General features: G+C 66.0%; 24 protein-coding genes, 2 tRNA genes, 1 rRNA gene and 1 riboswitch. Of the genes, 9 read left to right on the top strand and 18 right to left on the bottom strand.

All coding sequences use genetic code 11. The features are described 5' to 3' along the window. Positions 1-95: 95 nt before the first annotated feature. From ABSH63_RS02720 to tyrS, 4 genes are all read right to left on the bottom strand, one after another. Positions 96-171, bottom strand: a tRNA-Ala gene (locus ABSH63_RS02720). A gap of 33 nt (positions 172-204) precedes the next feature. Continuing rightward, a tRNA-Ile gene (locus ABSH63_RS02715) sits at positions 205-281 on the bottom strand. Positions 282-381: 100 nt separating this feature from the next. Further along, positions 382-1,911: ribosomal RNA gene (locus ABSH63_RS02710) — 16S ribosomal RNA — on the bottom strand. A 374-nt stretch (positions 1,912-2,285) separates the two neighbouring features. Continuing rightward, complete coding sequence (gene tyrS, locus ABSH63_RS02705) at positions 2,286-3,494, bottom strand: tyrosine--tRNA ligase (protein ID WP_352887219.1); 1,209 nt, start codon at positions 3,492-3,494, stop codon at positions 2,286-2,288. A gap of 296 nt (positions 3,495-3,790) precedes the next feature. On the opposite strand from tyrS, the gene ABSH63_RS02700 reads away from it, so the two are divergent. Continuing rightward, the gene (locus ABSH63_RS02700) at positions 3,791-5,086 is read left to right on the top strand and encodes an OapA family protein (RefSeq protein WP_352887217.1); all 1,296 of its coding nucleotides are present in this window, start codon (positions 3,791-3,793) and stop codon (positions 5,084-5,086) included. A 161-nt stretch (positions 5,087-5,247) separates the two neighbouring features. Beyond that, a complete protein-coding gene (locus ABSH63_RS02695) occupies positions 5,248-6,354 on the top strand; it encodes an anhydro-N-acetylmuramic acid kinase (RefSeq protein WP_352887216.1) in 1,107 nt (368 codons plus the stop codon). Positions 6,355-6,371: 17 nt separating this feature from the next. Here the strand turns inward: ABSH63_RS02695 and erpA are convergent, their stop codons facing one another. The 4 genes from erpA to argC are packed head-to-tail and all read right to left on the bottom strand — an operon-like array spanning position 6,372 to position 9,034. Continuing rightward, the gene (gene erpA, locus ABSH63_RS02690) at positions 6,372-6,704 is read right to left on the bottom strand and encodes an iron-sulfur cluster insertion protein ErpA (RefSeq protein ID WP_352887214.1); all 333 of its coding nucleotides are present in this window, start codon (positions 6,702-6,704) and stop codon (positions 6,372-6,374) included. 23 nt (positions 6,705-6,727) lie between these two features. Then, positions 6,728-7,234 carry a bactofilin family protein gene (locus tag ABSH63_RS02685; RefSeq protein ID WP_352887213.1) on the bottom strand — a complete coding sequence of 169 codons (507 nt, stop codon included), beginning with the start codon at positions 7,232-7,234 and terminating at the stop codon, positions 6,728-6,730. A gap of 2 nt (positions 7,235-7,236) precedes the next feature. Beyond that, positions 7,237-7,992 carry a DUF6776 family protein gene (locus ABSH63_RS02680; protein WP_352887212.1) on the bottom strand — a complete coding sequence of 252 codons (756 nt, stop codon included), beginning with the start codon at positions 7,990-7,992 and terminating at the stop codon, positions 7,237-7,239. Positions 7,993-7,999: 7 nt separating this feature from the next. After that, positions 8,000-9,034, bottom strand: coding sequence for an N-acetyl-gamma-glutamyl-phosphate reductase (gene argC, locus ABSH63_RS02675; protein WP_352887210.1), 1,035 nt, complete (start codon positions 9,032-9,034; stop codon positions 8,000-8,002). A 100-nt stretch (positions 9,035-9,134) separates the two neighbouring features. On the opposite strand from argC, the gene hemJ reads away from it, so the two are divergent. Further along, positions 9,135-9,551 (top strand): protoporphyrinogen oxidase HemJ, encoded by a 417-nt coding sequence (hemJ, locus tag ABSH63_RS02670; protein ID WP_352887209.1) that lies wholly within the window; start codon positions 9,135-9,137, stop codon positions 9,549-9,551. Between the two features lie 45 nt (positions 9,552-9,596). On the opposite strand, the gene bfr is transcribed toward hemJ, so the two are convergent. The 3 genes from bfr to ABSH63_RS02655 form a co-directional block, all read right to left on the bottom strand. After that, positions 9,597-10,079 carry a bacterioferritin gene (gene bfr / locus ABSH63_RS02665; RefSeq protein WP_352887208.1) on the bottom strand — a complete coding sequence of 161 codons (483 nt, stop codon included), beginning with the start codon at positions 10,077-10,079 and terminating at the stop codon, positions 9,597-9,599. Between the two features lie 131 nt (positions 10,080-10,210). Continuing rightward, the gene (locus ABSH63_RS02660; RefSeq protein WP_352887206.1) at positions 10,211-10,510 is read right to left on the bottom strand and encodes a (2Fe-2S)-binding protein; all 300 of its coding nucleotides are present in this window, start codon (positions 10,508-10,510) and stop codon (positions 10,211-10,213) included. 6 nt (positions 10,511-10,516) lie between these two features. Next, positions 10,517-11,029 (bottom strand): RNA pyrophosphohydrolase, encoded by a 513-nt coding sequence (locus tag ABSH63_RS02655; protein ID WP_352887205.1) that lies wholly within the window; start codon positions 11,027-11,029, stop codon positions 10,517-10,519. Between the two features lie 108 nt (positions 11,030-11,137). Between ABSH63_RS02655 and ABSH63_RS02650 the strand changes: the two genes are divergently transcribed. Next, positions 11,138-11,791: a histidinol-phosphatase gene (locus tag ABSH63_RS02650; RefSeq protein WP_352887376.1), complete on the top strand. Its 654-nt coding sequence runs from the start codon at positions 11,138-11,140 to the stop codon at positions 11,789-11,791. Between the two features lie 25 nt (positions 11,792-11,816). Here ABSH63_RS02650 and ABSH63_RS02645 read toward each other — a convergent pair whose 3' ends face one another. Then, entirely contained in the window at positions 11,817-12,623 is an 807-nt protein-coding gene (locus ABSH63_RS02645; protein WP_352887204.1) for an inositol monophosphatase family protein, read from the bottom strand. Between the two features lie 41 nt (positions 12,624-12,664). Further along, a riboswitch (cobalamin riboswitch) is annotated at positions 12,665-12,898 on the top strand. A gap of 55 nt (positions 12,899-12,953) precedes the next feature. Between ABSH63_RS02645 and ABSH63_RS02640 the strand changes: the two genes are divergently transcribed. Both ABSH63_RS02640 and ABSH63_RS02635 read left to right on the top strand, forming a co-directional pair. After that, complete coding sequence (locus ABSH63_RS02640; protein WP_352887203.1) at positions 12,954-14,765, top strand: TonB-dependent receptor domain-containing protein; 1,812 nt, start codon at positions 12,954-12,956, stop codon at positions 14,763-14,765. A gap of 56 nt (positions 14,766-14,821) precedes the next feature. Next, a complete protein-coding gene (locus tag ABSH63_RS02635; RefSeq protein ID WP_352887202.1) occupies positions 14,822-15,358 on the top strand; it encodes a cob(I)yrinic acid a,c-diamide adenosyltransferase in 537 nt (178 codons plus the stop codon). On the opposite strand, the gene ABSH63_RS02630 is transcribed toward ABSH63_RS02635, so the two are convergent. From ABSH63_RS02630 to ampD, 3 genes are read right to left on the bottom strand one after another with little or no spacing between them, the layout of a single operon-like run. Next, on the bottom strand, positions 15,342-16,175 hold the full coding sequence (locus ABSH63_RS02630; RefSeq protein ID WP_352887201.1) for a helical backbone metal receptor: 834 nt from the start codon (positions 16,173-16,175) through the stop codon (positions 15,342-15,344). The genes ABSH63_RS02635 and ABSH63_RS02630 overlap by 17 nt on opposite strands. Next, positions 16,175-17,038, bottom strand: a complete 864-nt coding sequence (gene ampE / locus ABSH63_RS02625; RefSeq protein ID WP_352887200.1) for a regulatory signaling modulator protein AmpE — start codon at positions 17,036-17,038, stop codon at positions 16,175-16,177. Before ampE ends, ABSH63_RS02630 begins: the two co-directional genes overlap by 1 nt. Positions 17,039-17,047: 9 nt before the next feature. Continuing rightward, positions 17,048-17,629, bottom strand: coding sequence for a 1,6-anhydro-N-acetylmuramyl-L-alanine amidase AmpD (ampD, locus tag ABSH63_RS02620; RefSeq protein ID WP_352887198.1), 582 nt, complete (start codon positions 17,627-17,629; stop codon positions 17,048-17,050). Positions 17,630-17,670: 41 nt separating this feature from the next. Here ampD and ABSH63_RS02615 point away from each other — a divergent pair, with 41 nt between their 5' ends. After that, a complete protein-coding gene (locus tag ABSH63_RS02615; protein WP_352887197.1) occupies positions 17,671-20,430 on the top strand; it encodes a M16 family metallopeptidase in 2,760 nt (919 codons plus the stop codon). 22 nt (positions 20,431-20,452) lie between these two features. Here the strand turns inward: ABSH63_RS02615 and ABSH63_RS02610 are convergent, their stop codons facing one another. Continuing rightward, complete coding sequence (locus ABSH63_RS02610) at positions 20,453-20,734, bottom strand: hypothetical protein (RefSeq protein WP_434223238.1); 282 nt, start codon at positions 20,732-20,734, stop codon at positions 20,453-20,455. A gap of 120 nt (positions 20,735-20,854) precedes the next feature. Here ABSH63_RS02610 and ABSH63_RS02605 point away from each other — a divergent pair, with 120 nt between their 5' ends. Together ABSH63_RS02605 and ABSH63_RS02600 are read left to right on the top strand one after the other, a co-directional pair. Beyond that, complete coding sequence (locus ABSH63_RS02605; protein WP_352887193.1) at positions 20,855-21,160, top strand: putative signal transducing protein; 306 nt, start codon at positions 20,855-20,857, stop codon at positions 21,158-21,160. After that, the gene (locus ABSH63_RS02600) at positions 21,157-21,624 is read left to right on the top strand and encodes a tRNA (cytidine(34)-2'-O)-methyltransferase (protein WP_352887191.1); all 468 of its coding nucleotides are present in this window, start codon (positions 21,157-21,159) and stop codon (positions 21,622-21,624) included. The genes ABSH63_RS02605 and ABSH63_RS02600 overlap by 4 nt, the downstream gene beginning before the upstream one ends. Before the next feature lie 11 nt (positions 21,625-21,635). On the opposite strand, the gene ABSH63_RS02595 is transcribed toward ABSH63_RS02600, so the two are convergent. Both ABSH63_RS02595 and secB read right to left on the bottom strand, forming a co-directional pair. Then, the gene (locus ABSH63_RS02595; RefSeq protein ID WP_352887188.1) at positions 21,636-22,640 is read right to left on the bottom strand and encodes an NAD(P)H-dependent glycerol-3-phosphate dehydrogenase; all 1,005 of its coding nucleotides are present in this window, start codon (positions 22,638-22,640) and stop codon (positions 21,636-21,638) included. A 39-nt stretch (positions 22,641-22,679) separates the two neighbouring features. Continuing rightward, entirely contained in the window at positions 22,680-23,210 is a 531-nt protein-coding gene (gene secB / locus ABSH63_RS02590) for a protein-export chaperone SecB (protein ID WP_352887186.1), read from the bottom strand. Positions 23,211-23,214 lie beyond the last annotated feature (4 nt).

The following is a 23,214-nucleotide window of genomic DNA, read 5'->3' as shown; positions in this document are numbered from 1 at the left end:
CTTACAGTGTTCAACTACAAACCGTATTGTTAAAGAACTGGACCACATGAGGTGGACTCAAGAAAGCCTGCCAAACAGGCTTTCTTGAATCAACGTGGTGGAGCCAGTCGGGATCGAACCGACGACCCCCTGCTTGCAAAGCAGGTGCTCTCCCAGCTGAGCTATGGCCCCGAAGTCCGCCCCGAAGCGAGTCTGCGTCGGCGATGGTGGGTCTGGCTGGATTTGAACCAGCGACCCCACGCTTATCAAGCGTGTGCTCTGACCAGCTGAGCTACAGACCCCAGGCAGTACCTGTTCCGGGTGGAGATCGCCGGCTCGGCGATTCCGACTGTGCGCAAGTGATTTGTGTGGGCACTCCCGAGGCGCTTTGAAGCATACTTGAAAGGAGGTGATCCAGCCGCAGGTTCCCCTACGGCTACCTTGTTACGACTTCACCCCAGTCATCGGCCACACCGTGGTAGGCGCCCTCCTTGCGGTTAGACTACCCACTTCTGGTGCAACAGACTTCCATGGTGTGACGGGCGGTGTGTACAAGGCCCGGGAACGTATTCACCGCCGCAAATGCTGATCGGCGATTACTAGCGATTCCGACTTCACGGAGTCGAGTTGCAGACTCCGATCCGGACTACGACCGGCTTTCTGGGATTAGCTCCCCCTCGCGGGTTGGCGACCCTCTGTACCGGCCATTGTAGTACGTGTGTAGCCCTGGCCATAAGGGCCATGATGACTTGACGTCATCCCCACCTTCCTCCGGTTTGTCACCGGCGGTCCCCTTAGAGTGCTCAACTAAATGGTGGCAACTAAGGGCAAGGGTTGCGCTCGTTGCGGGACTTAACCCAACATCTCACGACACGAGCTGACGACAGCCATGCAGCACCTGTGTCTAGGTTCCCTTGCGGGCACTCCCACATCTCTGCAGGATTCCTAGCATGTCAAGGCCAGGTAAGGTTCTTCGCGTTGCATCGAATTAAACCACATACTCCACCGCTTGTGCGGGCCCCCGTCAATTCCTTTGAGTTTCAACCTTGCGGCCGTACTCCCCAGGCGGAGAACTTATCGCGTTAGCTGCGACACCGACACGCAGAGCATGCCGACGTCAAGTTCTCATCGTTTACGGCGTGGACTACCAGGGTATCTAATCCTGTTTGATCCCCACGCTTTCGTGTCTCAGCGTCAGTACAGGCCCAGGCGGCTGCCTTCGCCATTGGTGTTCCTTCCGATATCTACGCATTTCACCGCTACACCGGAAATTCCACCGCCCTCTACCGTACTCTAGCCGTTCAGTCTCGGAAGCAATTCCCAGGTTGAGCCCAGGGCTTTCACAACCGACTTGAACAGCCGCCTACACACGCTTTACGCCCAGTAAATCCGATTAACGCTAGCACCCTCTGTATTACCGCGGCTGCTGGCACAGAGTTAGCCGGTGCTTATTCTCCAGGTACCGTCAAGACTCGACGTATTAGGCCGAGCGTTTTCTTCCCTGGCTAAAGTGCTTTACAACCCGAAGGCCTTCTTCACACACGCGGCATTGCTGGATCAGGCTTGCGCCCATTGTCCAATATTCCCCACTGCTGCCTCCCGTAGGAGTCCGGACCGTGTCTCAGTTCCGGTGTGGCTGATCGTCCTCTCAGACCAGCTACTGATCGTCGCCTTGGTAGGCCATTACCCCACCAACTAGCTAATCAGACGTAGGCTCCTCTCAGAGCGCAAGGCCTTGCGGTCCCCTGCTTTGCTCTTGCGAGATCATGCGGTATTAATCCGAGTTTCCCCGGGCTATCCCCCACTCTGAGGCAGATTCCTACGTATTCCTCACCCGTCCGCCACTAGGTGTATTGCTACACCTCGTTCGACTTGCATGTGTTAGGCATGCCGCCAGCGTTCAATCTGAGCCAGGATCAAACTCTCCACTTTAAGGTGTAAAGCTTGAACCTATTGCTTTCGGCGCGGCTAAACGCCTACGGCACTGAAGAGATATCTTCGAAGCTCAATCGACTTGGCTTACGTTGATACTCTCGATGTTGCGTGGCTTCGCCACGCTCACGGGAGCACCCACACAAATCACTTGCTTGTTCTTTTAAGGAGCTGGCTGACTGGGCGTCTTTTGCGCCGCCGCCGTCAGCGGGGAGGCGAATGATAGGGTTTTTTTGAGGGGCGTCAACGCGGCTTTGCCAATATGTTATTAAGATATTGTTTTTGCTCGATTTTTTGTTTCTCAATGACGTTCTGACGAGATCGTCGTGCGCAAAATGTGGGCATTTTCTGCCCGTTTTGCGGTCAATTTTCGATCACGATGCGACCAGCCTGACGCGGGCGTAGCGCCTGGTCCCCACTTGCAGCAGGTGGGTACCACCCGCCGACAGCATCAGCCCGCGGTCTTCCACCCTTTGCTGATCGAGCCGCACCGCGCGCTGCTCCACCATGCGTGCGCCTTCGGCATTGCTGCCGACCAGCCCGGCTTCGCGCAGCAAGCGCGCAATGGAGATGCCTTGTGCCGGCACCGCGACACTCACCTCCGGAATGTCCTGCGGCAGCCCGCCCTTGGAGAACTGCTGGATGAACGCTGCACGCGCAGCCTCGGCGGACGCCGCGCCGTGGAAGCGGCTCACGATTTCGACGCCCAGACGCATCTTGACGTCGCGCGGGTTGGCGCCCGCCTCGACGCTCGCGCGCAGCTCACGAACGGTGGAGAGTGGCTCGAACGACAGTAAGTCGTAGTACCGCCACATCAAGCTGTCGGAGATCGACATGATCTTGCCGAACATCTCCGCTGGCGGGTCGTTGACGCCGATGTAGTTGCCGAGCGATTTCGACATCTTCTGCACGCCGTCCAGACCCTCGAGGATCGGCACGGTCATGATGCATTGCGGTCTTTGCCCAAAGGCCTGCTGCAGGTGACGTCCGACCAGCAGGTTGAACTTCTGGTCGGTGCCACCGAGCTCGACATCGGCCCGCAGAGCCACCGAGTCGTAGCCTTGGAGCAGCGGGTAGAGGAACTCGTGGATCGCGATCGGCTGTCCGCCGGCGTAGCGCTTGGCGAAGTCGTCACGCTCGAGCATGCGTGCGACGGTGTGCTGCGCAGCGATCCGAATGATCCCTTCCGCGCCCAGCGCATCGAGCCAGCGGCTATTGAACTCGATCGTCGTGCGCGCCGGATCGAGGATTTTGAAGACCTGTTCGGTATAGGTCTTGGCATTCTCCGCGACCTGCTCGCGGCTCAGCGGCTTGCGCGTCTCGTTCTTCCCGGTGGGATCGCCGATCATGCCGGTGAAGTCGCCGATCAGAAAGACGGCCTCGTGCCCGGCCTCTTGGAAGGCGCGGAGCCGGTTCAGCAGCAGGGTGTGCCCCAGATGCAGATCTCTCGCCGTCGGGTCGAAGCCGGCTTTGATCCGCAGGCGACGCCCTCGTGCCGCCGCTTCGCGCAGACGCGCACGAAACTCGTCTTTGGGGAGGATCTCTTCGGTACCACGCTCGAGTTCGGCGAATTCGCTGCTCATGTTCCAAGGCTGCTGTGACGGCACGGACGCACCGGAAAAACCACCAGAACTTTACGCCGTGCGGGAGCGACTGCAGGGAAGTGCTTGCCAAGGCGCACGAAACTGTGTTTCCTTACGCCGCACAAGTGGGTCAACAACCATAACGACGATAGGACGCTCAGGGTGCGGGCCACGGCGTCAAGCCACGGCACTTGTTCGTTTTTTTTGGGTCAGAGATGAGATTCGATTATAGCCCAGCCGAGCCGGCACCCCGCCGTTCGGTCAAGCGGTCCGTATTGATCGCCTCACTGTGTGCCGTGCTGCTCGCTGCCGTCGCCACGCGCGAAGGCGTCGCCAAACGCCAGAGCGCCATCGTCGATGGCGCCTTGCCGAGCGATATCGCGGCGACGCTGAGCAGCACGGACGCGGCATTCACCGAATCGATCCAGGCCGCACTGGCCGACACGCTGCCGCCGCCGGAGCCCAGCGACTGGGTGACGGTGGAGGTGCAGCGCGGACAAACGCTGTCGCAGATCTTCGAGGCCCATGGCCTGGGCTTCTCAGAGGCGATCGCCGTCACCAAGCTCAGCCCGGAATCGGCTCGCCTCAAGAACCTGCGCGCCGGCGACAAGCTGCAACTCCGCAAAACGCCGGAAAGCCGCCTCGCAGAGCTGCGCTTCGAGCTCGACGGTAAAGCCACGTTGCACGTGCGCCGCGATACCGAGAACCAGCTCGAAGCCGTGACCACGGCGATCGAGTACGAACGCCGTCAGGCGCAGGCGATGGGCATCATCGAGAACTCCTTGTTCCTCGACGGCCAGCGCGCCGGCCTGTCCAACCGGCTGCTGATGCAGCTCGCCGAGATATTCGGCTACGACATCGATTTCGCGCTGGACCTGCGCGTCGGCGATCGTTTCGCCGTGATCTACGAGGAGTTGTATCGCGACGACGAAAAGCTGCGCGACGGCGACATCATCGCCGCCGAGTTCGTCAACCGCGGACGCAGCTTCCGCGCCGTCCGCTACATCGATCAATCCGGCAACACGGCCTACTACACCCCCGAGGGCGACTCGATCCGCAAGGCCTTCTTGCGTACGCCCGTCGATTTCGCCCGCATCAGCTCGCACTTCAACCTGCGGCGCCGCCATCCCATCCTCAACACCATCCGCGCGCACAAGGGCGTGGACTACGCGGCCAGTGCCGGCACCCCGATACGCGCGACGGCCGACGGGAAAGTCGAGTTCATCGGCGTCAAGGGCGGTTACGGCCGCGTGGTGATCCTCAAACACGGTTCACAGTACACGACACTCTACGCACACATGTCGCGCTTCCGCAGCGGTCTGCGCGCCGGTTTGACGGTGCGTCAGGGACAGGTCATCGGTTACGTCGGCGCTTCCGGCCTCGCCACCGCCCCGCATCTGCACTATGAGTTCCGCGTCAACGGCGTGCACAAGGATCCGGTCACGGTACCACTGCCGCGCGCCAATCCGCTGCCGCGCTCCGTACTCGCGCAGTGGAAACTCGAATCCGCGCCGATTCTGGCTCGGCTTGACGCGATGGCCGAGCAGCACCTCGCGCGAGTTCAGGCGACCGCGACCACCGCCACGCCCTGAGCACCCGTGAATGTTTCAGGCTCTCGGGGCGGCCAGGGATGGCCGGACGCGCATCTGGCCCGCAAGGGCTTGATGCGTGCGAGCAAGTCCGGGCGTGTGCCGGACTTGCGACAGAAGAAATGCACAGGGCGTGCATTTCTTCACGGACTCTGAGCGCACCGATGCCCAGGTGCATCGGCCTGATGTCGGGCACCAGCATGGACGGCATCGATGCCGTGCTGTGCGACATCGATGCGGCGAGCGGCAGCATTACCATCGCGAGCCACGCGCGCGTCGAGTACGTGGCGCCCTTACGCGCGCGGCTGCTGGCGCTACAGACCGAGCCCGAGCGGCCGCTGAGTCTGCGCGAACTGGCGGATCTGGATCACGCCATCGCCGAGCATTTCGCGCATGCCGCGCTCACGCTGATGAACCGAGCCCGGATCGATCAGGATGCGGTCGCCGTGATCGGATCACACGGCCAGACGCTGTTCCATGACCCGCTCGCGAGCCGCAACAGCCTGCAACTCGGCGACCCGGCGCTGATCGCCGCCCGTTGCGGCATCGCCGTCGTCGCGGATTTCCGCCGCGGCGATCTGGCTCTCGGCGGCCAGGGTGCGCCGCTGGTTTCCGCCTTCCATCGCGCTTGCTTCGTAGCGCACGCGCCGTGCGCGATCCTCAATCTCGGCGGCATCGCCAACGTTACGCTGCTGACGGTCGACGGGCAGGTTTGTGGCTTCGACACCGGCCCGGCGAATGCTCTGATGGACCTGTGGGTCGCCCAGCATCGCGGGCTGCCTTTCGACCGGGACGGCGAATGGGCGCGCAGCGGCACGATCCACCCGGGGCTGCTGCAGGCCTGTCTGGCTGATGCCTACTTCGCGAAACCACCGCCCAAGAGCACCGGGCGCGACTATTTCAACCTGAGCTGGCTGCGCGATCGCTACCCTCGGCTCGACGAGTTGCCCGCCGCGGACGTGCAGCGCACGCTCTGCGAGCTGACCGCGGCCGGTGTCGCAGCCGCGCTGAGCCGTCATGCACCGACGATCGGCCGGCTGTTGCTCTGCGGCGGCGGGCGGCGTAATGCCCTACTGAGGGAAACCCTGCAGTCCCGGCTGCCACAGACTCGACTCGAGCTCACGGACGAGCTGGGCATCGACGGCGACTTGGTGGAGGCGGCAGCGTTCGCCTGGCTGGCCTGGCGTCGGGTCGCGCGGTTGCCCGGCAATGTACCTTCCGTCACCGGCGCGGCACGCGAGGCCGTGCTCGGGGGTCTGTATCTGCCCTGACGCGGGCGGTCTACGACTCAGACGGTGAAGGAGTTACCACAACCGCAGGTGGTGCTGGCGTTCGGATTGCGGATCACGAACTGCGCGCCCTCCACGGTTTCCTTGTAGTCGATCTCCGCACCCTGTAAGTACTGCAGGCTCATCGGATCGACCAGCAGCGTCACCCCGGCACGATGCACACGGGTGTCGTCCTCCTCGGCCTGCGTCTCGAAGCGGAACCCGTACTGGAATCCCGAACAGCCACCGCCGCTGACGAAAACCCGCAGCATCTGCTGCGGATTGTCCTCTTCCTGCAGCAAGGCGTAGACCTTTTGCGCAGCGGCTTCGGTGAAGATGACAGGATCATCCATCTCGCACACCCGGTGATCGATCATCAGCCGTTGACGATGCCTTTGACCCGGCGCGCCTCGCTGAGTTCGTCGGCGGCGCCGCGTGCACCGTCGGATTCGGCCGGCGCTGCCGCCGTGGCGCTGAAGTTCGCCGACGCGCCGGTGCCGTCATCGTGCACGAGCTGGCCATTGACCTTGGCGCCGCTCTCCATCTCGATGAGGCGGTAGAACACGTTGCCGGTGATGCGCGCCTTGGACGACAGCGCGATCTTTTGCGAGGCGTGAACGTCACCGGTCACGACGCCGTTGAGCACGACGTTCGGCACACGTACATCGCCCTCGATCGTGCCATGCTCGCTCACCGACAGCGCCGCCGCCTTGTCGGCGGACGCGATCACCTTGCCCTTGATCTTGCCATCGACGTGCAAGCCGCCGGTGAAGCGGACATCGCCCAGAATCTCGGTCTGCCGGCCGATCAGCGTGTCGACGCCGACGCTGCTATTGGACGCAGCCTTGCTGCTACTGTTGTTGCTGCTGCTACTGCCAAACATCGCTAGCCATCTCCTTGTCCGACCAGGCGCGCCCAGTCGAATGACTCGTCGACGCGCGGCGCGTCACTGCCTTCGGGCATCAACGTCACGCGCACGCGCTCCGGCACAACACGCGCTGGGATCTCGATCTCGCCGGAAAACTCCTCGAAGTACTTCAGGGAAAATACCAGATTCGCCCCGGCGTCACCCACTGTGAGCGTCTGCCATGGCAGGCGCATCTCGGCGTCGCTTTGCTTTGCGATCAGTTCGAGCTCGATACGACCGGCGACACGTCTGTCGTGGCGCACGGACTGGATCAGCACCAGCTCGTAGATGTAGCGCCGCGGCTGAACACCCGGTCTGAGCTTGAACTCGTACACCCGCACGCCGGCCCGCGACTGCTCGGGCGCGACGATCCCACGATAGAACGCCAGTTGTTCGCGTAGATCGGAGGCCTCCGCCTGCAGATCGACCAGCGACGCGCGCACCGCCTCACAGGCCTCGGCATCGATCTGACGCGAACGCTCCACGTAGGCCACCTGCTCCTGCAGCCGGCGAATCTCGTCGCGCGCCATGCGCAGATCGCGTGTCAGGCTACGCCGCTCCTCGCGCAGCTGCTCGACTTCGAGCTGAGCGCGCTCGAAATCCGTCACCGTCGCTGCGCGCGTGTAGAGATACAAGCCCCAGGCACCGAGCGCCAAGGCGAAGCTCCCCCCGCCGATCAGCACCGGTTTCAGCCACCACGGGCGTTGGCGCGCGACGACGATACGCGGCTGCATCGACGACTCAGGGTGCCAGCGGCGGCACGTCGAGCGCGCAGCGCTCGTCCAGACCGAACATCAGATTGAGGTTCTGTACCGCCTGTCCGGAAGCACCCTTGACCAGATTGTCGATCACGCTAAGGACGATCGCGTGGCGACCATCTACCGAGCGATGCACGGCGATCCGGCATACGTTGCTCGCGCGCACGCTCCTGGTTTCCGGGTGCGCGCCGGCCGGCATCACGTCGACGAAAGGCTCTCCGGCGTAGCGGCGCTCGAACACCGCCTGCAGATCGTCGGGCACGCGGTCCATCGGCACGTACAGAGTCGCGTGGATGCCACGGATCATCGGCACCAGGTGTGGTACGAAGCAGACGTCGAGCTTGCGCCCGGCGATCTGGGCGAGCCCTTGCGCGATCTCCGGCCAGTGCCGATGCCCCGACACGCCATAGGCCTTGAACGAATCACCGGCCTCGCAGTACAGCGAGCCGAGCTTGGCTTCGCGTCCGGCACCGCTGACGCCGGACTTGCAATCGGCGACCAAGGCCGCGCCTTCGGCCACCAGACCGGCCTCGATCAGCGGCAGAAAGCCGAGCTGCACCGCCGTCGGATAGCAGCCGGGATTGGCGACGACGCGCGCCGAGCGGATGCGCTCGCGATTCACTTCCGGCAGGCCGTAGACCGCTTCTTCGAGCACGTCCGGACATGCATGTTCGAGGCCATACCACTGCCTGAACGCCGCCGGGTCGCGCAGGCGAAAGTCCGCGGACAGGTCGATGATGCGCACACCGCTGTCCAAGAGCTCCCGTGCCATCGTCATCGCCGTGCCGTGCGGCGTGGCGAAGAACACGGCATCGCACTGCTGGAGCCGCGCCGTATCGGGCGCCTCGAAGTGAAGATCGGTCTGTCCGCGCAAGTGCGGGAACAGCGCATCCGCGCGCTCGCCAGCCTCCTTGCGCGAGGTCAGCACGCTCACTTGTGCCTGCGGGTGCTGCGCCAAGAGGCGCAAAAGCTCGGCGCCAGTGTAGCCGGTGCCGCCGACGATACCCACCTTGATCATTGTTCAGCTTCGCCACGATTGCCGCAGACCCCGTGCCGGCGGCGAGCCTTGCATTCTAGCGGCAGCGGTATGTCCTACACTGCGCGCCCGAGGTGCCGCCATGCTATGGATCAAAGCCTTCCACGTGTTCTTCGTCGTCGCCTGGTTCGCGGGGCTGTTCTACCTGCCGCGTCTGTTCGTCTATCACGCCGACACTACAGACGAGCCGGGCCATGAGCGCTTCTGCGTGATGGAGCGCCGCCTCTACCGCATCACCACGCTGGGGATGGTCGGCACCTGGGTCTTCGGTCTGTGGCTGCTGTGGCTCGTACCGGGCCATCTGCAAATGGGCTGGCTGCACACCAAGCTGGCGCTGGTCATCGGCCTGTCCGCCTATCACGGCTGGCTGAAGACGCGCGTGCGCGCTTTCGCCGAGCGGCGCAATGCGCACAGTGCTCGGTTTTATCGGATCGCCAACGAAGTGCCTGCGCTGGCACTGCTTGCGATCGTCATCCTGGTGATCGTCAAGCCGTTCTGAAAAACGCCCCGCTGTCCGGGGCGTTTCGCGTGTCACCAGTTACGATCAGCTCTCGGTCATCTCGCCGCAGGCGAACTGCACGAAGTTCTGCAGGCCCATGCGCTCGATCAGACCAAGCTGCTCCTCGATCCAGTCGATGTGTGCCTCCTCGCTTTGCTGGATCTCGACCAGCAGCTCGCGCGTGACGTAATCGCGCACGCTCTCGCAGTAGGCGATCGCATCCTTATACAACGGATGCGCTTCTTTCTCGCGCTTGAGGTCGCACTCGAGGATTTCCTTTACATCCTCGCCGATGTAGAGCTTGCCCAGATCCTGCAGGTTCGGCAGCCCTTCGAGAAACAGGATGCGCGCGATGAGCTTGTCGGCATGCTTCATCTCGTCGATGGATTCCTCGTACTCGTGCTTGCCGAGACGCTTCATGCCCCAGTTGCTCAGCATGCGTGCATGCAGGAAGTACTGGTTGATCGAGGTCAGCTCGTTCTTGAGCGCCTGGTTGAGATACTCGATGACTTTGGCGTCGCCGCGCATGGTTTCGCTCCGGGATTTGTGTCGGAGCGAGTATAGGCAGCGAAAAATTTCGATGACGGAATCTCGACGGGAGAACAAGCGCGTCGGATTCTCAGTCGCAGCATCACCGGCGCAGCGTCGCCGGTCATGAATTAGACGGCGACGGCACCCGCGGAGAGCGGTAGCGGCGGCGCGGCCAGCGGGGTCGACGCCGCCAACTCCTCCTCGAGCAACGCGCGCGCGGCAGGGACGCACTTGCCGCAACAGGTGCCGATGCCGTGCGTGCGCGTCAGCTCGCGCAGCGACACCACCCCCTGCTCGCGAATCGCGCGGCGGGCGGTGCGTTCGGAAACGGCCTTGCAGACGCAGAGGTACATGGCGCCGCAATCGTAAAATCGAATGAGAACGATTGTCAACGCGAATCCAGCAAGCGCCTGCTTGCGGACGTCCACGGCCGCTCAGGCGGCAATGGCGTTGCGGCGGAGGGGCTCGCGCGGCTGCACCCCGATCAGGGGCGCGAGCTCGTTGAGCGCGCGGCGATACACCTCGCGCTTGAATTCGACGACCTCGTCGAGCGGCTGCCAGTAATCGACCCAGCGCCAGCCATCGAACTCGGGCTTGCAGGTTGTATCGAAGCGCACTGCGCTTTCGTCGCCGACCAGGCGCAGCGCAAACCACTTCTGCTTCTGGCCAATGCACAGGCGCCCGCGGCCGCGCCGCAGATAGCGACCGGGCAGGCGGTAACGCAGCCATCCCTTGGTCACGCCGAGGATTTGCACATGCTCGGGCAGCAGGCCCAACTCCTCGTGCAGTTCGCGAAACAAGGCCTCACGCGGCGACTCGCCGCGCTGAATGCCACCCTGCGGAAACTGCCAGGCATCCTGATTGATCCGTTTGGCCCACAAAAGACGGCCGCCCGCGCTGCAGAGCACGATACCGACGTTCGGACGAAAACCGTCTGAATCAATCACTTACGATTATCGCTAAGGTGTCTTGTGGGATTTTTCCACAGTGCGGCGCAGATCGGCAATGCTGCTATGCTCGAAGACTCCGTGCCTGCCGCCTCGCCGCGCGTCGCGATGAACCTCGCCGTCTTCGACCTCGACAACACCCTGCTCGCCGGCGACAGCGACTATCTGTGGGGCGTGTTCCTGGTCGAGAACGGTGTGGTCGACGCCGATCATTACGCCCGCAGCAACGAGCGCTTCTATCGCGAGTACGAGGCCGGCACGCTCGACATTCATGCGTATGGGGCGTTCGTGCTGCAGCCCCTGGTCGAGCACGAACTGCACGTCATGCAGGAGCTGCGCAAGCGCTTCATCGACGAGCGCGTGGTGCCGATGGTCGCGCCGGGGGCTCCCGCGCTGTTGGAGCGGCACCGCCGCGCCGGCGATACGCTCCTGATCACCACCGCGACCAACCGCTTCGTGGTCGAGCCGATCGCGGCGCTGCTCGGCGTACCGCATCTGCTCGCCACCGAACCCGAAATCGTCGACGGGCGCTACACCGGCCGACTACAGGGCACGCCGAACTTCCAGACTGGTAAAGTGGCCCGGCTACGGGCTTGGCTCGATGAACAGCGCAAACCCCGCGGGCGCATCACCGCCTACAGCGACTCGCACAACGATTTGCCGCTGCTCGAAATGGCCGATCGCGCGGTCGCCGTCGATCCCGACCCGCGACTGCGCGCGGCCGCGCAGGAGCGCGGCTGGGACGTGATCAGTCTGCGATAGACGCTGACTTGCGCCGCATCGCGGCTCAGCCCACCGACGGCGCAAGCCCGGCGAACGCCGGGTGCAGCACGCCGTTGCTGGCGAGCACGCTGCGCGTCTGCAGATCAAGCGGCCGGCCGCCGAGATCGGTGAACTGCCCCCCCGCCTCGCGCACGATCACGGCGAGTGCGGCGATGTCCAGGATGTTGACGTCAGACTCGATCACCGCGTCGATCTTGCCGGCAGCGAGATAGTGGTAGTGCAAAAAGTCGCCATAGCCGCGAATGCGGTGCAACTGCGGGATCAGGCGTCCCAGCTCGGCCCACTGAGGCGCACGCGCGAGCGTCGCCAGATTGCCGGTCGAGAGCGTCGCCTGGGCCAGCGTGTCGACCCTCGACACCTGCAGGCGCTCGAACTGCGCGAGTGGGGTGTCGAGCAACCCACGCCAGGCCCCGCGGCCGCGCGCCGCCCATGCGAGCTCGCCCAGACCTTCGTTCCAGCACGGCGCACAGGACACGCCCAGTACCAGCTCACCGCCGAGCATCAGCGCGATCTGCACCGAAAACACCGGATAGCCGCGCACGAAGGCCTTGGTGCCGTCGATCGGATCGACCAGCCACAGCGCCTCGGCGTCCATCTTCTGGGCGCCGGTCTCCTCGCCGTAGAAACCGAAGTCGGGAAAACGCGCCTGCAGCACGGCCTTGATCGCGCGCTCGGCGGCGACGTCGACCTCGGTGACCGGACTGGCGTCGGCCTTGTAGCGCACGTCGAAATTGCCGCGAAACGCCTTGCGGATGATGTCGCTGGCGGCACGTGCCGCCGAAAGCGCAGCCCCGAGTAACTCGTCCGTCATCGCCTACTCCGGTTCGACGAGCGCGCATCTTAGCGGCTCGGCTAGAATCGACGGCGCAGGTGTCCGCGGCATCACGGTGCCGCGGGTGAAACGGGAAGTCCGTGCGAATCGGACGCTGCCCCCGCAACGGTCATCAGGTCGCGAATCGGCTCAGCAGCCACTGGAACCCCGCTTCCGGGAAGGCTGCCGATTCCGCATCCGGCATCCGGTCTTCGTCTCCCGGGCGCCGATGCAACCTGTAAGCCCGGAGACCGGCCTGCATGACGCCGGCGCATCTTCGCCGGTCACCGACCAAGCGGCTGCGGGGACGCAGGCCGCAGGAGTACAGGCATGAAAGCGTTGTTCTTCCTTGGCGCCCTGACGGCGCCAGTTGTCGCGCTCGCGCAGCCGCCGGCGCCGACCGCTCTCGATCCCATCGTCGTCACGGCGACCGGCCAACCCACCGCGCTGGGCGATACGCTGGCACCCCTGTTGATCCTTACGCGCGAGGACATCGTGCGTGCACAAGCCACGGATCTCGCCGAGCTTTTGCGCTTCTTCGCGGGCATCGAGCTCGGTCGCAACGGGGGCCCGGGCGCGGTCACCTCGCTGTTCGTCCGCGGTGGCGAGTCCAACCATACGCTGATCCTGATCGACGGCGTGCGCATGAACCCGGCGACCGCGGGCGGCGGCGCCGTGCAGAACATCCCACCGGAGATGATCGAACGCATCGAGATCGTCAAAGGCCCGCGCGCGACGCTATACGGATCCGATGCGATCGCGGGCGTGGTCAACGTCATCACGCGTCGAGCCACGCGTTCCACAACGGCGGATCTGAGCCTGCGCGCCGGCAGCGACGCCACCCGGGAGGCGAACGTGTATGGCGCCTGGGGCAGCGACCGCGGCGGCATCTCGCTGCAGGCGCAGCACCTGAGAACCGATGGCTTTCCGGCGCTCGCCGGTCAGTCCGAAGACACCGGATATGATCGCACCAGTCTTAACCTCGGCTCGCACTGGCGCGTCGGCTCGGTGAACCTCGGCGCGCGGATCTGGGACAGCGCCGGCACGGCCGAGTACTACGGCTTCGATCCGACGGACTTCAGTCGCGTGGTGGTGGAGCAGGATTACCGCAACCAGGTCGCCGCCGTCGACGCAACCCTGCCGGTCGACGAGCGCCTGCAGGTGCAGTTGCGCGTCAGCCGCATGCAGGACGACATCGAGCAACGGCAGAGCAGCGACTACGTCGAGACGGTGCGTCTGGGCACCGACGCGGAACTGGTCTGGCGCGGCAACAGTCAGCGGATCAGCGGCAGCGTCGGCGTGGTGCGCGAAGACGTCGAGGCCCTGAGCTTTGGCAGCGCGATCGACGAGCGTCGCGACATCACGACCGTACGCTTGCAGGACGAGCTCAACCTCGGACGTCATCGCGCCGTCGCCGGTGCGAGCTGGAGCGAGTACGACGGCTTCGGCAGCCGCTGGGACGGCTCTGTGGACTACGGCTTCGATGTCACCGACTCGGCGCGCCTCGTCGCCTCCGCCGGCACCGGCTTTCGCGCACCGGATGCCACCGATCGCTTCGGCTTCGGCGGCAATCCCGAGCTCGACCCGGAGCGCGCCCGCAACTTCGAGCTGGGGTGGCAGCAGGGCTTCGGCCAGATCCACCGCGTCGACCTGCGCCTGTTCCGCAGCGATGTCAACGACCTGATCAACCTGTCCTGCGACGAGAACTTCAATTGCACGGCCGTCAATGTGGACCGCTATCGCAACGAAGGTATCGAGCTTGGCTACCACCTGCGCGCCGACGCCTGGTCGGCCACGCTCACCGGGCTGATCCAGGATCCGGTCGACCGCACCCAGCAGCGCCCCCTGCTCCGCCGCAGCAAGCGGTCCGTGGCGCTGCGTGTGCATCGCGATTTCGGCCGCTGGGACGCGGGCTTCGATCTGCTGGGCAGCGGCGAACGCCCGGACATCTCCGCGGACACGGCAGCCCCGGTCACCGCGCCTGGCTACGCGCTACTCAACCTGCAGGCCGGCGTCCGGCTGGGCTCGTCGGTCGAGCTGAGACTCAGGGCCGAAAACGTGCTCGACAAGGAGTACCAGACGGCAGCCGGCTTCAACCAAGCGGATGCCTCGATCTACGTCGGCCTGCGCGCTAGCCTGTAGATCTCGCCACGCCGCGGCAGCCCTTTCGGCTGCTGCGGCTCGTCCGAACACGAACCATGGGCCACCGACTCAGCAAGATCGCAACACGCACCGGTGATGGCGGCACCTCGGGCCTGGCCACCGGCGAGCGCCTGCCCAAAACCGATGTGCGCTTCGCGGCGATGGGCGATCTCGACGAGCTCAACAGCACCATCGGCGTGCTGCTGGCGCTGTCGCCGCCCGCACGCTTCGTCGACGTACTGCAGCAGATCCAGCATCGCCTGTTCGATATCGGCGGCGAGATCGCCATGCCCGAGTACGCCGTCATCGGCGACGAACACGTCGCCAAGCTCGATGCCTGGCTGAGCGACTTCAACGCCGACCTGCCACCACTCAAGGAGTTCGTGCTGCCGGGCGGTGGGCCGCTGGGCGCGCAGGCGCATCTGGCGCGCGCGATCGCACGCCGCGCCGAGCGCGCGCTGTGGCGCGCGAACGAGGTATCCACCGTCAACGCCGCGTCGCTGCGCTACCTCAACCGCCTGTCGGATCTACTGTTCGTGATCGCGCGCCACCTCGCGCGCGATCACGGCGGCGAGATCACTTGGCAGCGTTGAACGGCTCCAGGGCGCGCACGCGGTCCAGCCCTTCGCACAACTCGGCGATGCCGTCGAGCATGCGCGGCGACTGCCGGGTCAGCGTGTTGCCGTCGACGACCACGCGGCGCCGCGGATCGGACGGCGGCAGTTGCGGCAGACGCGCCCAATAGCGCGCCATCGCCTGCTGGTCTTCCTGCTGGGTGTGCACGACCACCTCGGGTCGCGCGGCGATCACGGCCTCCAGGCTGACGGCCGCCGCCAGCGCCGGCAGATCGGCGAACACGTTCTTTGCGCCGCACAGCGACAGGGCTTCGTGAATCGGACTACGCCGGTTGATGCTGAACGCCGGTGCGGTCTCGGTCTGGTAGAAGGCGCGCAGCCGGCGCCGGTCGCGATAGCGCGCGCGTAGTTCGTGCAGGCGCCGACGATAGTCCGCCGCCGCTCGCGCGGTATCTGGCGCATCGATACGCTCGCCGATCCGGACCATGGCCGCGCCGATGCCATCGAGGTCGCGGATCGCCACCGTCTCCACGGCGAGTCCGAGTCCGCGCAGACGCTCGATCACGGCTGCCGGCGTACCGCCATCCCAGGCCAGCACCAGATCGGGCTGCAGGCGCAGCAGCGCTTCGAGGTTGACGCCGTAGGCATCGCCGACCTGCGGCAGGCGCGCCGCCTGGGCCGGCGCATCGGTATAGGCGACGACGCCGACCAGACGTTCGCAGGCGCCGACCGCGCACGTCAGTTCTGCGAGGTGCGGCGCGAGCGCGACGATGCGCTCGCTCGCGTGCGCGCCGGCACAGCACAGCACCAGCAGCAGCCCACGCAGCCAGCGCATCAGAGCAGTTGTCCGGTCGCGGTCAACGCGAACGCGGCCAGCATGATCAGCAAAGCCCGCCATTGCATGCGCAGCACCTCGCCGAGCATCGCTTCGAGGCTGGCCGGCACCACGGCGCCGCCCTGCTCCTCGGCGCCCAGCGCCGCCGACGGCACTTCGGCGAGCACGGCCCAGGTCTGCGTGCGCCAGCCGTGTTCGGGCTCACGCCAGAGCTGACGCCAGGCGGCGAGCGCATCGTCGAGGCTGCCCGCGAGCCCGAAAACCAGTGCGGTGATGCGCGCCGGCAGCCACGCCGACACCGCGTGCAGCCAGTCTGCGAGCTGCAACGCCGGCGAGCCCGGCGCGGTTTCGTCCAAGAAACGCGGCAGGCGGCTGACGAGCCGGTACAACACCGCGCCGGCCGGCCCGAATGCGAAGAACCACAGCAGTACGCCGAACAGTTTTTCGTGCGACTGCACGAACAGCGCGCCGACCAGCGAGCGATGCGTCTCGCCGGGATTGGGTCCGTGCTGCAGGGCGCGCGCGAGCTGGGCGGCGCGTGCCTCGTCGCCGTCGGCGCGCGCGCGCAGCAATTCGTGCACGTCTTCGGCCAGATCGCGCGGCCCCAGACATAGCAGCAACACCGTCGCCGACAACAGCAGGGAAACGATCGGCCCTTCGATGCGGCCGAACGCCCACCAGGTCAGGATCACCGGCGGCGCGACGACGAGCGGCGGCAGCAGAACCGAACGCCACAGCCGCGCCGGCGAGAGCGCATGCAGGGCGCGCATCGCCGCGAGGAACACCACCGGCCGCCCCCACCCGGGCAGTTGACCGAGCACGCGTTCCAGCAGCAGCGCGAGCAGGATGCCGATCAAGCTCATGCCGCTACTTTACGCGAGCAGTGCGTGCAGGCGCTGCCAGTCGAAGGACGGCCCCGGATCGGTCTTGCGTCCGGGCGCGATGTCGCTGTGGCCGACGATTCTCGATGGCGTGATCGCCGGGTAGCGCGCGCGGATCTGTGCGATCACACGCGCCAGGCGGCGGTACTGTCGCGTCGTGTACGGCTGCGTGTCGGTGCCTTCGAGTTCGATGCCGATCGAGAAGTCATTGCAGCGCTCGCGTCCGCCGAAACGCGACACCCCTGCATGCCAGGCGCGACGGCTAAAGGGCACGTACTGCGTCAGCCGGCCGTCGCGGCGGATCAGCAGATGCGCGGACACGCGCAGCGAGGCGATCTCGGCGAAGTACGGGTGCGCCGACGCGTCGAGACGATTGCGGAACAGCGCATCGATCCACGGCCCGCCGAACACGCCGGGCGGCAGCGAGATGCCGTGGATCACCAGCAGGCTGATGCGTTCGCGCGGCGGGCGCGCATCGCAGTTGGGCGAAGGCAGGCGGCGCGCGCCGGCGAGCCAGCCCTCGCCGACGATCGCCGCGGAACCTTTGCCGGTCGCGCGCGTCTTTGCACTCATGGGCGTATAAATACGCGGAAGAAGGAACAGGATTGGGGCTCATGATGAAGCAGTGGATGGCGGCCGTCACCGCGGTCTTGGCGTTTGCGCTCGTCGCGTCCGGTGTACGCGCAGCGGACGTGGACGCGTTTCCCGACATCCGCATCAGCTACCAGCGGCACGTGCTACCCAACGGCCTGACGCTGCTGATCCATGAGGATCGCAAGGCCCCCATCGTCGCCGTGAACGTCTGGTACCACGTCGGCAGCAAGGACGAACGGCCGGGGCGCACCGGCTTCGCCCACCTGTTCGAGCACCTGATGTTCAACGGCTCGGAGAACCACAACGACGAGTTCTTCCGCCCGCTCGAAGCCGCGGGCGCGACCAAGCTCAACGGCACGACCTGGTACGACCGTACCAACTACTTCCAGAACGTGCCGACCAATGCGCTCGACCTCGCCCTGTGGCTCGAATCCGACCGCATGGGCCACCTGCTCGGCGCGATCGATCAGGCCCGGCTCGACGAACAGCGCGCCGTCGTGCTCAACGAAAAGCGCCAAGCCGAGAACCGCCCCTACGGCAAGGTCTGGGAGACGATCGCCCGCGCGACCTATCCCGCCGAGCATCCGTATTCGTGGACGACGATCGGCTCCGCCGAGGATTTGAACGCCGCCACGCTGGACGACGTCAAGGACTGGTTCCGCGAACACTACGGCGCCGCCAACGCCGTGCTGGTGATCGCCGGTGACGTCGACGCCGACGCGGTGGTCGAGAAGGTCATGCACTACTTCGGCGACATTCCCGCCGGACCGGTGCGCCAGCGCCACCAGGCCTGGGTGCCGCGCATGCAGGGCGAAAAGCGCATGGTGCTGCAGGATCGCGTGCCGCAGACGCGCATCTTCAAGGTGTGGAACGTGCCGGGCTTCTGCGATCCGCAGGCCAACATCCTCGGCATCGCCGCCGGCGTGCTCGGCGACGGCAAGAACAGCCGCCTGTACGAACGCCTGGTCTACCGCGACCAGATCGCCACCGATGTCAACGTCGGCTTGGGTCCTTTCGAGATCGCCTCGCAGTTCATGATCGACGTCACCGTCAAGCCGGGCGGCGACGCCGCTGCGGTCGAGCACGCGATCGACGAGGAATTGCATCGCTTCTTGCAGGATGGGCCGACCGAGGAGGAGCTCGCGCGCGTGCGCACCAAGACCTTCGCGCAGGCGATCCGCGGGCTGGAGCGCGTCGACGGCTTCGGCGGCAAGTCGGCCGTGCTCGCGCAATACGAGGTCTACTGCGGCACCCCGGACCGCTACACCGAGGAGCTGCGCGAGGTCCGCGAGGCCACGCCGCTTGCGGTGCGCGACATCGCGCGGCACTGGCTCGCCGACGGCCGGTTCACGCTGACCGTCGAGCCCTTTCCCGAGTATCGCACCGCCGATACCGGCGCCGATCGCTCCAAGCTGCCGGCGGTCGGCGCGCCGCCGGACCTCGAACTGCCGCCGCTGCAGCGCGCGACGCTGTCGAACGGCCTTGAGCTGGTGCTCGCCGAGCGTCACGAGGCCCCGGTGGTGCAGGTCTCGCTGATTGCCGACGCCGGCTACGCCGCGGACGCCGGCATCAAGGCCGGCACCGCGCGCCTGACGCTGGACATGCTCGACGAGGGCGCCGGCGACGACGATGCGCTGGCGCTCTCGGCACGCATCGAGCGACTCGGTGCGCAGTTGTCCGCGGGCTCGAATCTCGATACCTCTTTCGTCAACCTCAACGCGCTCAAGGCGCGGCTGGCGCCGAGCCTCGACCTGTTCGCCGACGTGCTGCTGCGCCCGCGTTTCGCCGAAGCCGACCTGGAGCGCCTGCGCCAGCTTCTGCTCGCCGCGATCCAGCAAGAAAAGGCCGAACCCTACGGCATCGCCTCGCGACTCTATCCGGCCCTGATCTACGGTGCCGGCCACGCCTACGCCAACCCGCGCAGCGGCACCGGCACCGAGGACAGCGTGCGCGCGATCACGCTGGACGACGTGAAGCGCTTTTACGCACGCTGGCTGCGGCCCGACACTTCGACGCTGCTGGTCGTCGGCGACACCACGCTGGAGGAAATCGTGCCGCTGCTCGAATCGCGCCTTGGTGCCTGGTCCGCGCCCGACGAGCCGCCGCCACGAAAGCAGCTCGATCACGTCGAACTGCCGGCTACGTCGCGCGTGTTCCTGGTCAACCGCAGCGGCGCCGAACAGAGCTTGATCCTCGCCACCCATCTCGCGCCGCCGCTTTCGGACCCCGACGACCTCGCCATGCAGCTCGCCAACGCGGTGATCGGTGGCAATTTCGTCTCGCGCCTGAACATGAACCTGCGCGAAGCCAAAGGCTGGAGCTACGGCGCCTTCAGCTCGATCTCCGGTGCCAAGGCGCAGCGGCCGTTCATCGCCTATGCGCCGGTGCAGGCGGACAAGACCGTCGAGTCGATGCGCGAGATCCGCCGCGAGCTCGAAGCCGTGCGCGGCAAGGCGCCGCTCCAGCAGGAGGAGATCGACTTCGCGCGGAACAGTCTGGTGCGCTCACTGCCGGGCGAGAACGAGACCGTGGGCGACATCGCCGGTTCGTACACGACGATCCTCGTGCACGGCCTCGCCGACGATTACTGGAACGACTACGCGGATCGCATCGGCGGGTTGACGCCGGCCGCGGTCAACGAGGCGGCACGCCGGCTGTTACAGCCGCAGGCGCTGACTTGGGTCGTCGTCGGCGATCTCGCGCGCATCGAACAGCCGATTCGTGCGCTCGGCTGGGGCGAGGTCAGCGTGCTCGACGCCGACGGGGCGCGCCTGCGTTGATCGGCGCGCCGGCGGCGTCATTTCATTCGAGTTCGCCCAGCGGCCGGCTGAAGGTGTAGGCCGCAGGTTCGACGACGAAGCGACGTGCCGGCTCGCTCGGCGGCTCGCCCTGGATCAGGGCAAACGGCAGTTGTGCGATGAACAGCGCGATGCCGCCGACGGTGGCCACCAGGCCCAAGGGACGCACCACGGCGAAGTCGAAGGCCATGGCCGCGGCCGACGGGGATTCGTCCACGCTGTCGATCTGGGCATGGGCCGCTGACGCACTCAGCACGAGCACCGCCGCCACTGCATATCGTTTCAAGGAATTCATCGTAAGCCCCGCATCCGGTGTCGCTTTTTGCGTTTACCGCAGCTTAGGCAGGGCCTGCGGAGGTGTCAAACCCGGGTCGAGACGAACTTGGCCATGCGCCTACAATGGCCCATGATTCCCGTCTATTCCGCCGCCGACCCGGTCGAGGCCGAGATTCTGCGCGCCTTTCTCGCGGCGCATGGCATCGAGACCGTCGTGCTCGGCGCGCCGCTTTGGGGCGCGCGCGGCGAACTGCAGGCGGACGTCTATCCGAGACTGGCGCTGCGCGACGAGGCCGACGAGGCCCACGCGCGCGAGCTGTTGCGCCAATACGAACGCCGCCGCCACGCGCACGCCTGCTGGCCATGCGTCTGCGGCGAGTGCTCGCCGGTGACCTTCGAGGTTTGCTGGTCCTGCGGCAGTGAGCGTCCGGCATGATTCGCGTCGTGCTGTACCAGCCGGAGATTCCGCCCAACACCGGGAACGTGATGCGCCTGTGCGCCAACACCGGCGCCGAACTGCATCTGATCGAACCGCTGGGCTTTGCCTTCGAGGATCGTCACCTGCGTCGTGCCGGACTCGACTATCGCGACCTCGCCGTGGTCCGGCGCCATGCCTCGCTCGCTGCCTTGCTCGAATGCTTTCCGGCAGCGCGCCTGCTCGCCTTCACCACGCGCGGCCGCATCCGCTTCGACAGCGTGCGCTACGGTGACGACGACCTGCTGCTGTTCGGCCCCGAGACACGCGGTCTGCCGCAGGATCTGCTCGACACGATTCCCGAGCGTCAGCGCCTGTACCTGCCGATGCGTCCCGGGAACCGTAGCCTCAACCTGTCGAACAGCGTGGCCGTCGCCGTGTTCGAGGTCTGGCGTCAGCGCGGCTTCGACGGCGCGCGAAGCTGAGCATGTCGCCGTCAGGCGTTCTCGGCCTTGGCCGGCCGGGTCGCCAGCGCGCGCACCGCCTCGACCGGGCTCATGCGCCCGTCGAGCACGGCGGCGACGGCGGCAGTGATTGGCATCTCGACGCCATGCCGCTGCGCCAGCCGCAGGACCTCGGGCGCGGCCTTGACGCCTTCGACTACTTGGCGGATCTCGGCGATCGCCTCGGCCACCGACTTGTTCTGTGCCAGCAACAGGCCCATGCGTCGGTTGCGCGACTGGTCGTCGGTGCAGGTCAGCACCAGATCGCCCATGCCGGACAGCCCCATCAGTGTCTCGGCGCGTGCGCCGAGCGCCTCGGCCAGGCGCATGATCTCGGCCATGCCGCGCGTGATCAGCGCGGCGCGCGTGTTCGCGCCGAGCCGCAGGCCGTCGGCGATGCCCACGCCGATCGCCATGACGTTCTTGGCGGCGCCGCCGAGCTCGACGCCGGGAAGATCGTCGGTCCAGTAGGCACGAAAACCACCGCCGTGCAGGCGCAGCGCGATCTTCTCGGCGAAGGCCTCGTCGCGTGCGGCGATGGTGACCGCCGTCGGCAAGCCGATGCCCAACTCCTTGGCGAAGGTCGGGCCCGACAGTACCGCGAACGGCCGATCCAACCCGAGGACGTCTGCGAAAACCTCGTGCACCAGCCGGCCGCTGCCCGGCTCCAAGCCCTTGCAGGCAGCGACCAGCCCCTGAGCCTCGCGCAGCATCGGCGCCAGGGTCTGCAGCGTCTGCCGCAGCGCGTGCGAGGGCGTGGCGATCAACAAGTCCTCGCAGGCACCCACCAGATGCGTGAGATCGGCCGTCGCCGTGAGCATGACCGGGAAGCTGCAACCGGGCAGATACTGGGCGTTCTCGCGCGCGTCCTGCATCGCGGCGACGCGCGCGGCGTCGCGCCCCCACAGCAGCGTCGGTGCGCCGCGGCGGGCGATGTGGATGGCCAGCGCGGTACCGAAAGAACCGGCGCCGATCACACCGATCGCGCAGTCGGCCATGCGTACGTCCCGGTGAGCACTGCGCCGCGCAAAGGCGGCTCAGTGCGTCGGCGCGCCCGCCGCGGCTTGCGCTGCGACCGTCTTTTGTTGCGCGCGCATACGGTTGAGGTGCTCCAGATACAGTGCCTCGAAGTTGATCGGTTGCAGCAAGAGCTGCGGGAACCCGCCGCGCTGCACCAGTTCGGCGATGGTCTCGCGCGCGAACGGGAAGATCAGGCCCGGGCAATAGCCGGCGAGCACCGCCTGGCGTTCCTCGGCGTTGGCGAAACCGCGCACGAGGAAAATGCCGGCCTGATGCGCCTCGGCGAGGAACGCGACGTCGTCGCCGAGTCGGGCTGTGACCGTCACGGCGAGCACGACGTGGAAGTTGTCGCCGTCGAGCGGCTTGACATCGGTGTTGACCTGGACATCCACCTGCGGCTGCCACTGGCGCGTGAACACCTGCGGCGCCAGCGGCACTTCGAGAGAGGCGTCCTTGCAGTAGATCTTCTGCAGCAGCACCTGCCGCTGGGGCGGGGTGCCGCCGGCCGCGGCGCCGGCGTTCGGATTGGATTCGGGCTTTTCGCTCATGGGG

Origin of the sequence: Sinimarinibacterium thermocellulolyticum (assembly GCF_040327995.1) — a bacterium.
GTDB lineage: Bacteria > Pseudomonadota > Gammaproteobacteria > Nevskiales > Nevskiaceae > Solimonas > Solimonas thermocellulolyticum.
Note: the sequence above shows the minus strand (reverse complement) of the source record. Positions and strands in the feature narration are given on the sequence as shown.

Bases quoted from the DNA above. Each gene is read 5' to 3' on its own strand.
- tyrS (WP_352887219.1), bottom strand. From the start codon at position 3,494: ATGAGCAGCGAATTCGCCGAACTCGAGCGTGGTACCGAAGAGATCCTC.
- ABSH63_RS02695 (WP_352887216.1), top strand. From the start codon at position 5,248: ATGCCCAGGTGCATCGGCCTGATGTCGGGCACCAGCATGGACGGCATC.
- erpA (WP_352887214.1), bottom strand. From the start codon at position 6,704: ATGGATGATCCTGTCATCTTCACCGAAGCCGCTGCGCAAAAGGTCTAC.
- ABSH63_RS02685 (WP_352887213.1), bottom strand. From the start codon at position 7,234: ATGTTTGGCAGTAGCAGCAGCAACAACAGTAGCAGCAAGGCTGCGTCC.
- ABSH63_RS02680 (WP_352887212.1), bottom strand. From the start codon at position 7,992: ATGCAGCCGCGTATCGTCGTCGCGCGCCAACGCCCGTGGTGGCTGAAA.
- argC (WP_352887210.1), bottom strand. From the start codon at position 9,034: ATGATCAAGGTGGGTATCGTCGGCGGCACCGGCTACACTGGCGCCGAG.
- hemJ (WP_352887209.1), top strand. From the start codon at position 9,135: ATGCTATGGATCAAAGCCTTCCACGTGTTCTTCGTCGTCGCCTGGTTC.
- bfr (WP_352887208.1), bottom strand. From the start codon at position 10,079: ATGCGCGGCGACGCCAAAGTCATCGAGTATCTCAACCAGGCGCTCAAG.
- ABSH63_RS02650 (WP_352887376.1), top strand. From the start codon at position 11,138: ATGAACCTCGCCGTCTTCGACCTCGACAACACCCTGCTCGCCGGCGAC.
- ABSH63_RS02645 (WP_352887204.1), bottom strand. From the start codon at position 12,623: ATGACGGACGAGTTACTCGGGGCTGCGCTTTCGGCGGCACGTGCCGCC.
- ABSH63_RS02640 (WP_352887203.1), top strand. From the start codon at position 12,954: ATGAAAGCGTTGTTCTTCCTTGGCGCCCTGACGGCGCCAGTTGTCGCG.
- ABSH63_RS02635 (WP_352887202.1), top strand. From the start codon at position 14,822: ATGGGCCACCGACTCAGCAAGATCGCAACACGCACCGGTGATGGCGGC.
- ABSH63_RS02630 (WP_352887201.1), bottom strand. From the start codon at position 16,175: ATGCGCTGGCTGCGTGGGCTGCTGCTGGTGCTGTGCTGTGCCGGCGCG.
- ampE (WP_352887200.1), bottom strand. From the start codon at position 17,038: ATGAGCTTGATCGGCATCCTGCTCGCGCTGCTGCTGGAACGCGTGCTC.
- ampD (WP_352887198.1), bottom strand. From the start codon at position 17,629: ATGAGTGCAAAGACGCGCGCGACCGGCAAAGGTTCCGCGGCGATCGTC.
- ABSH63_RS02615 (WP_352887197.1), top strand. From the start codon at position 17,671: ATGATGAAGCAGTGGATGGCGGCCGTCACCGCGGTCTTGGCGTTTGCG.
- ABSH63_RS02605 (WP_352887193.1), top strand. From the start codon at position 20,855: ATGATTCCCGTCTATTCCGCCGCCGACCCGGTCGAGGCCGAGATTCTG.
- ABSH63_RS02600 (WP_352887191.1), top strand. From the start codon at position 21,157: ATGATTCGCGTCGTGCTGTACCAGCCGGAGATTCCGCCCAACACCGGG.
- ABSH63_RS02595 (WP_352887188.1), bottom strand. From the start codon at position 22,640: ATGGCCGACTGCGCGATCGGTGTGATCGGCGCCGGTTCTTTCGGTACC.
- secB (WP_352887186.1), bottom strand. From the start codon at position 23,210: ATGAGCGAAAAGCCCGAATCCAATCCGAACGCCGGCGCCGCGGCCGGC.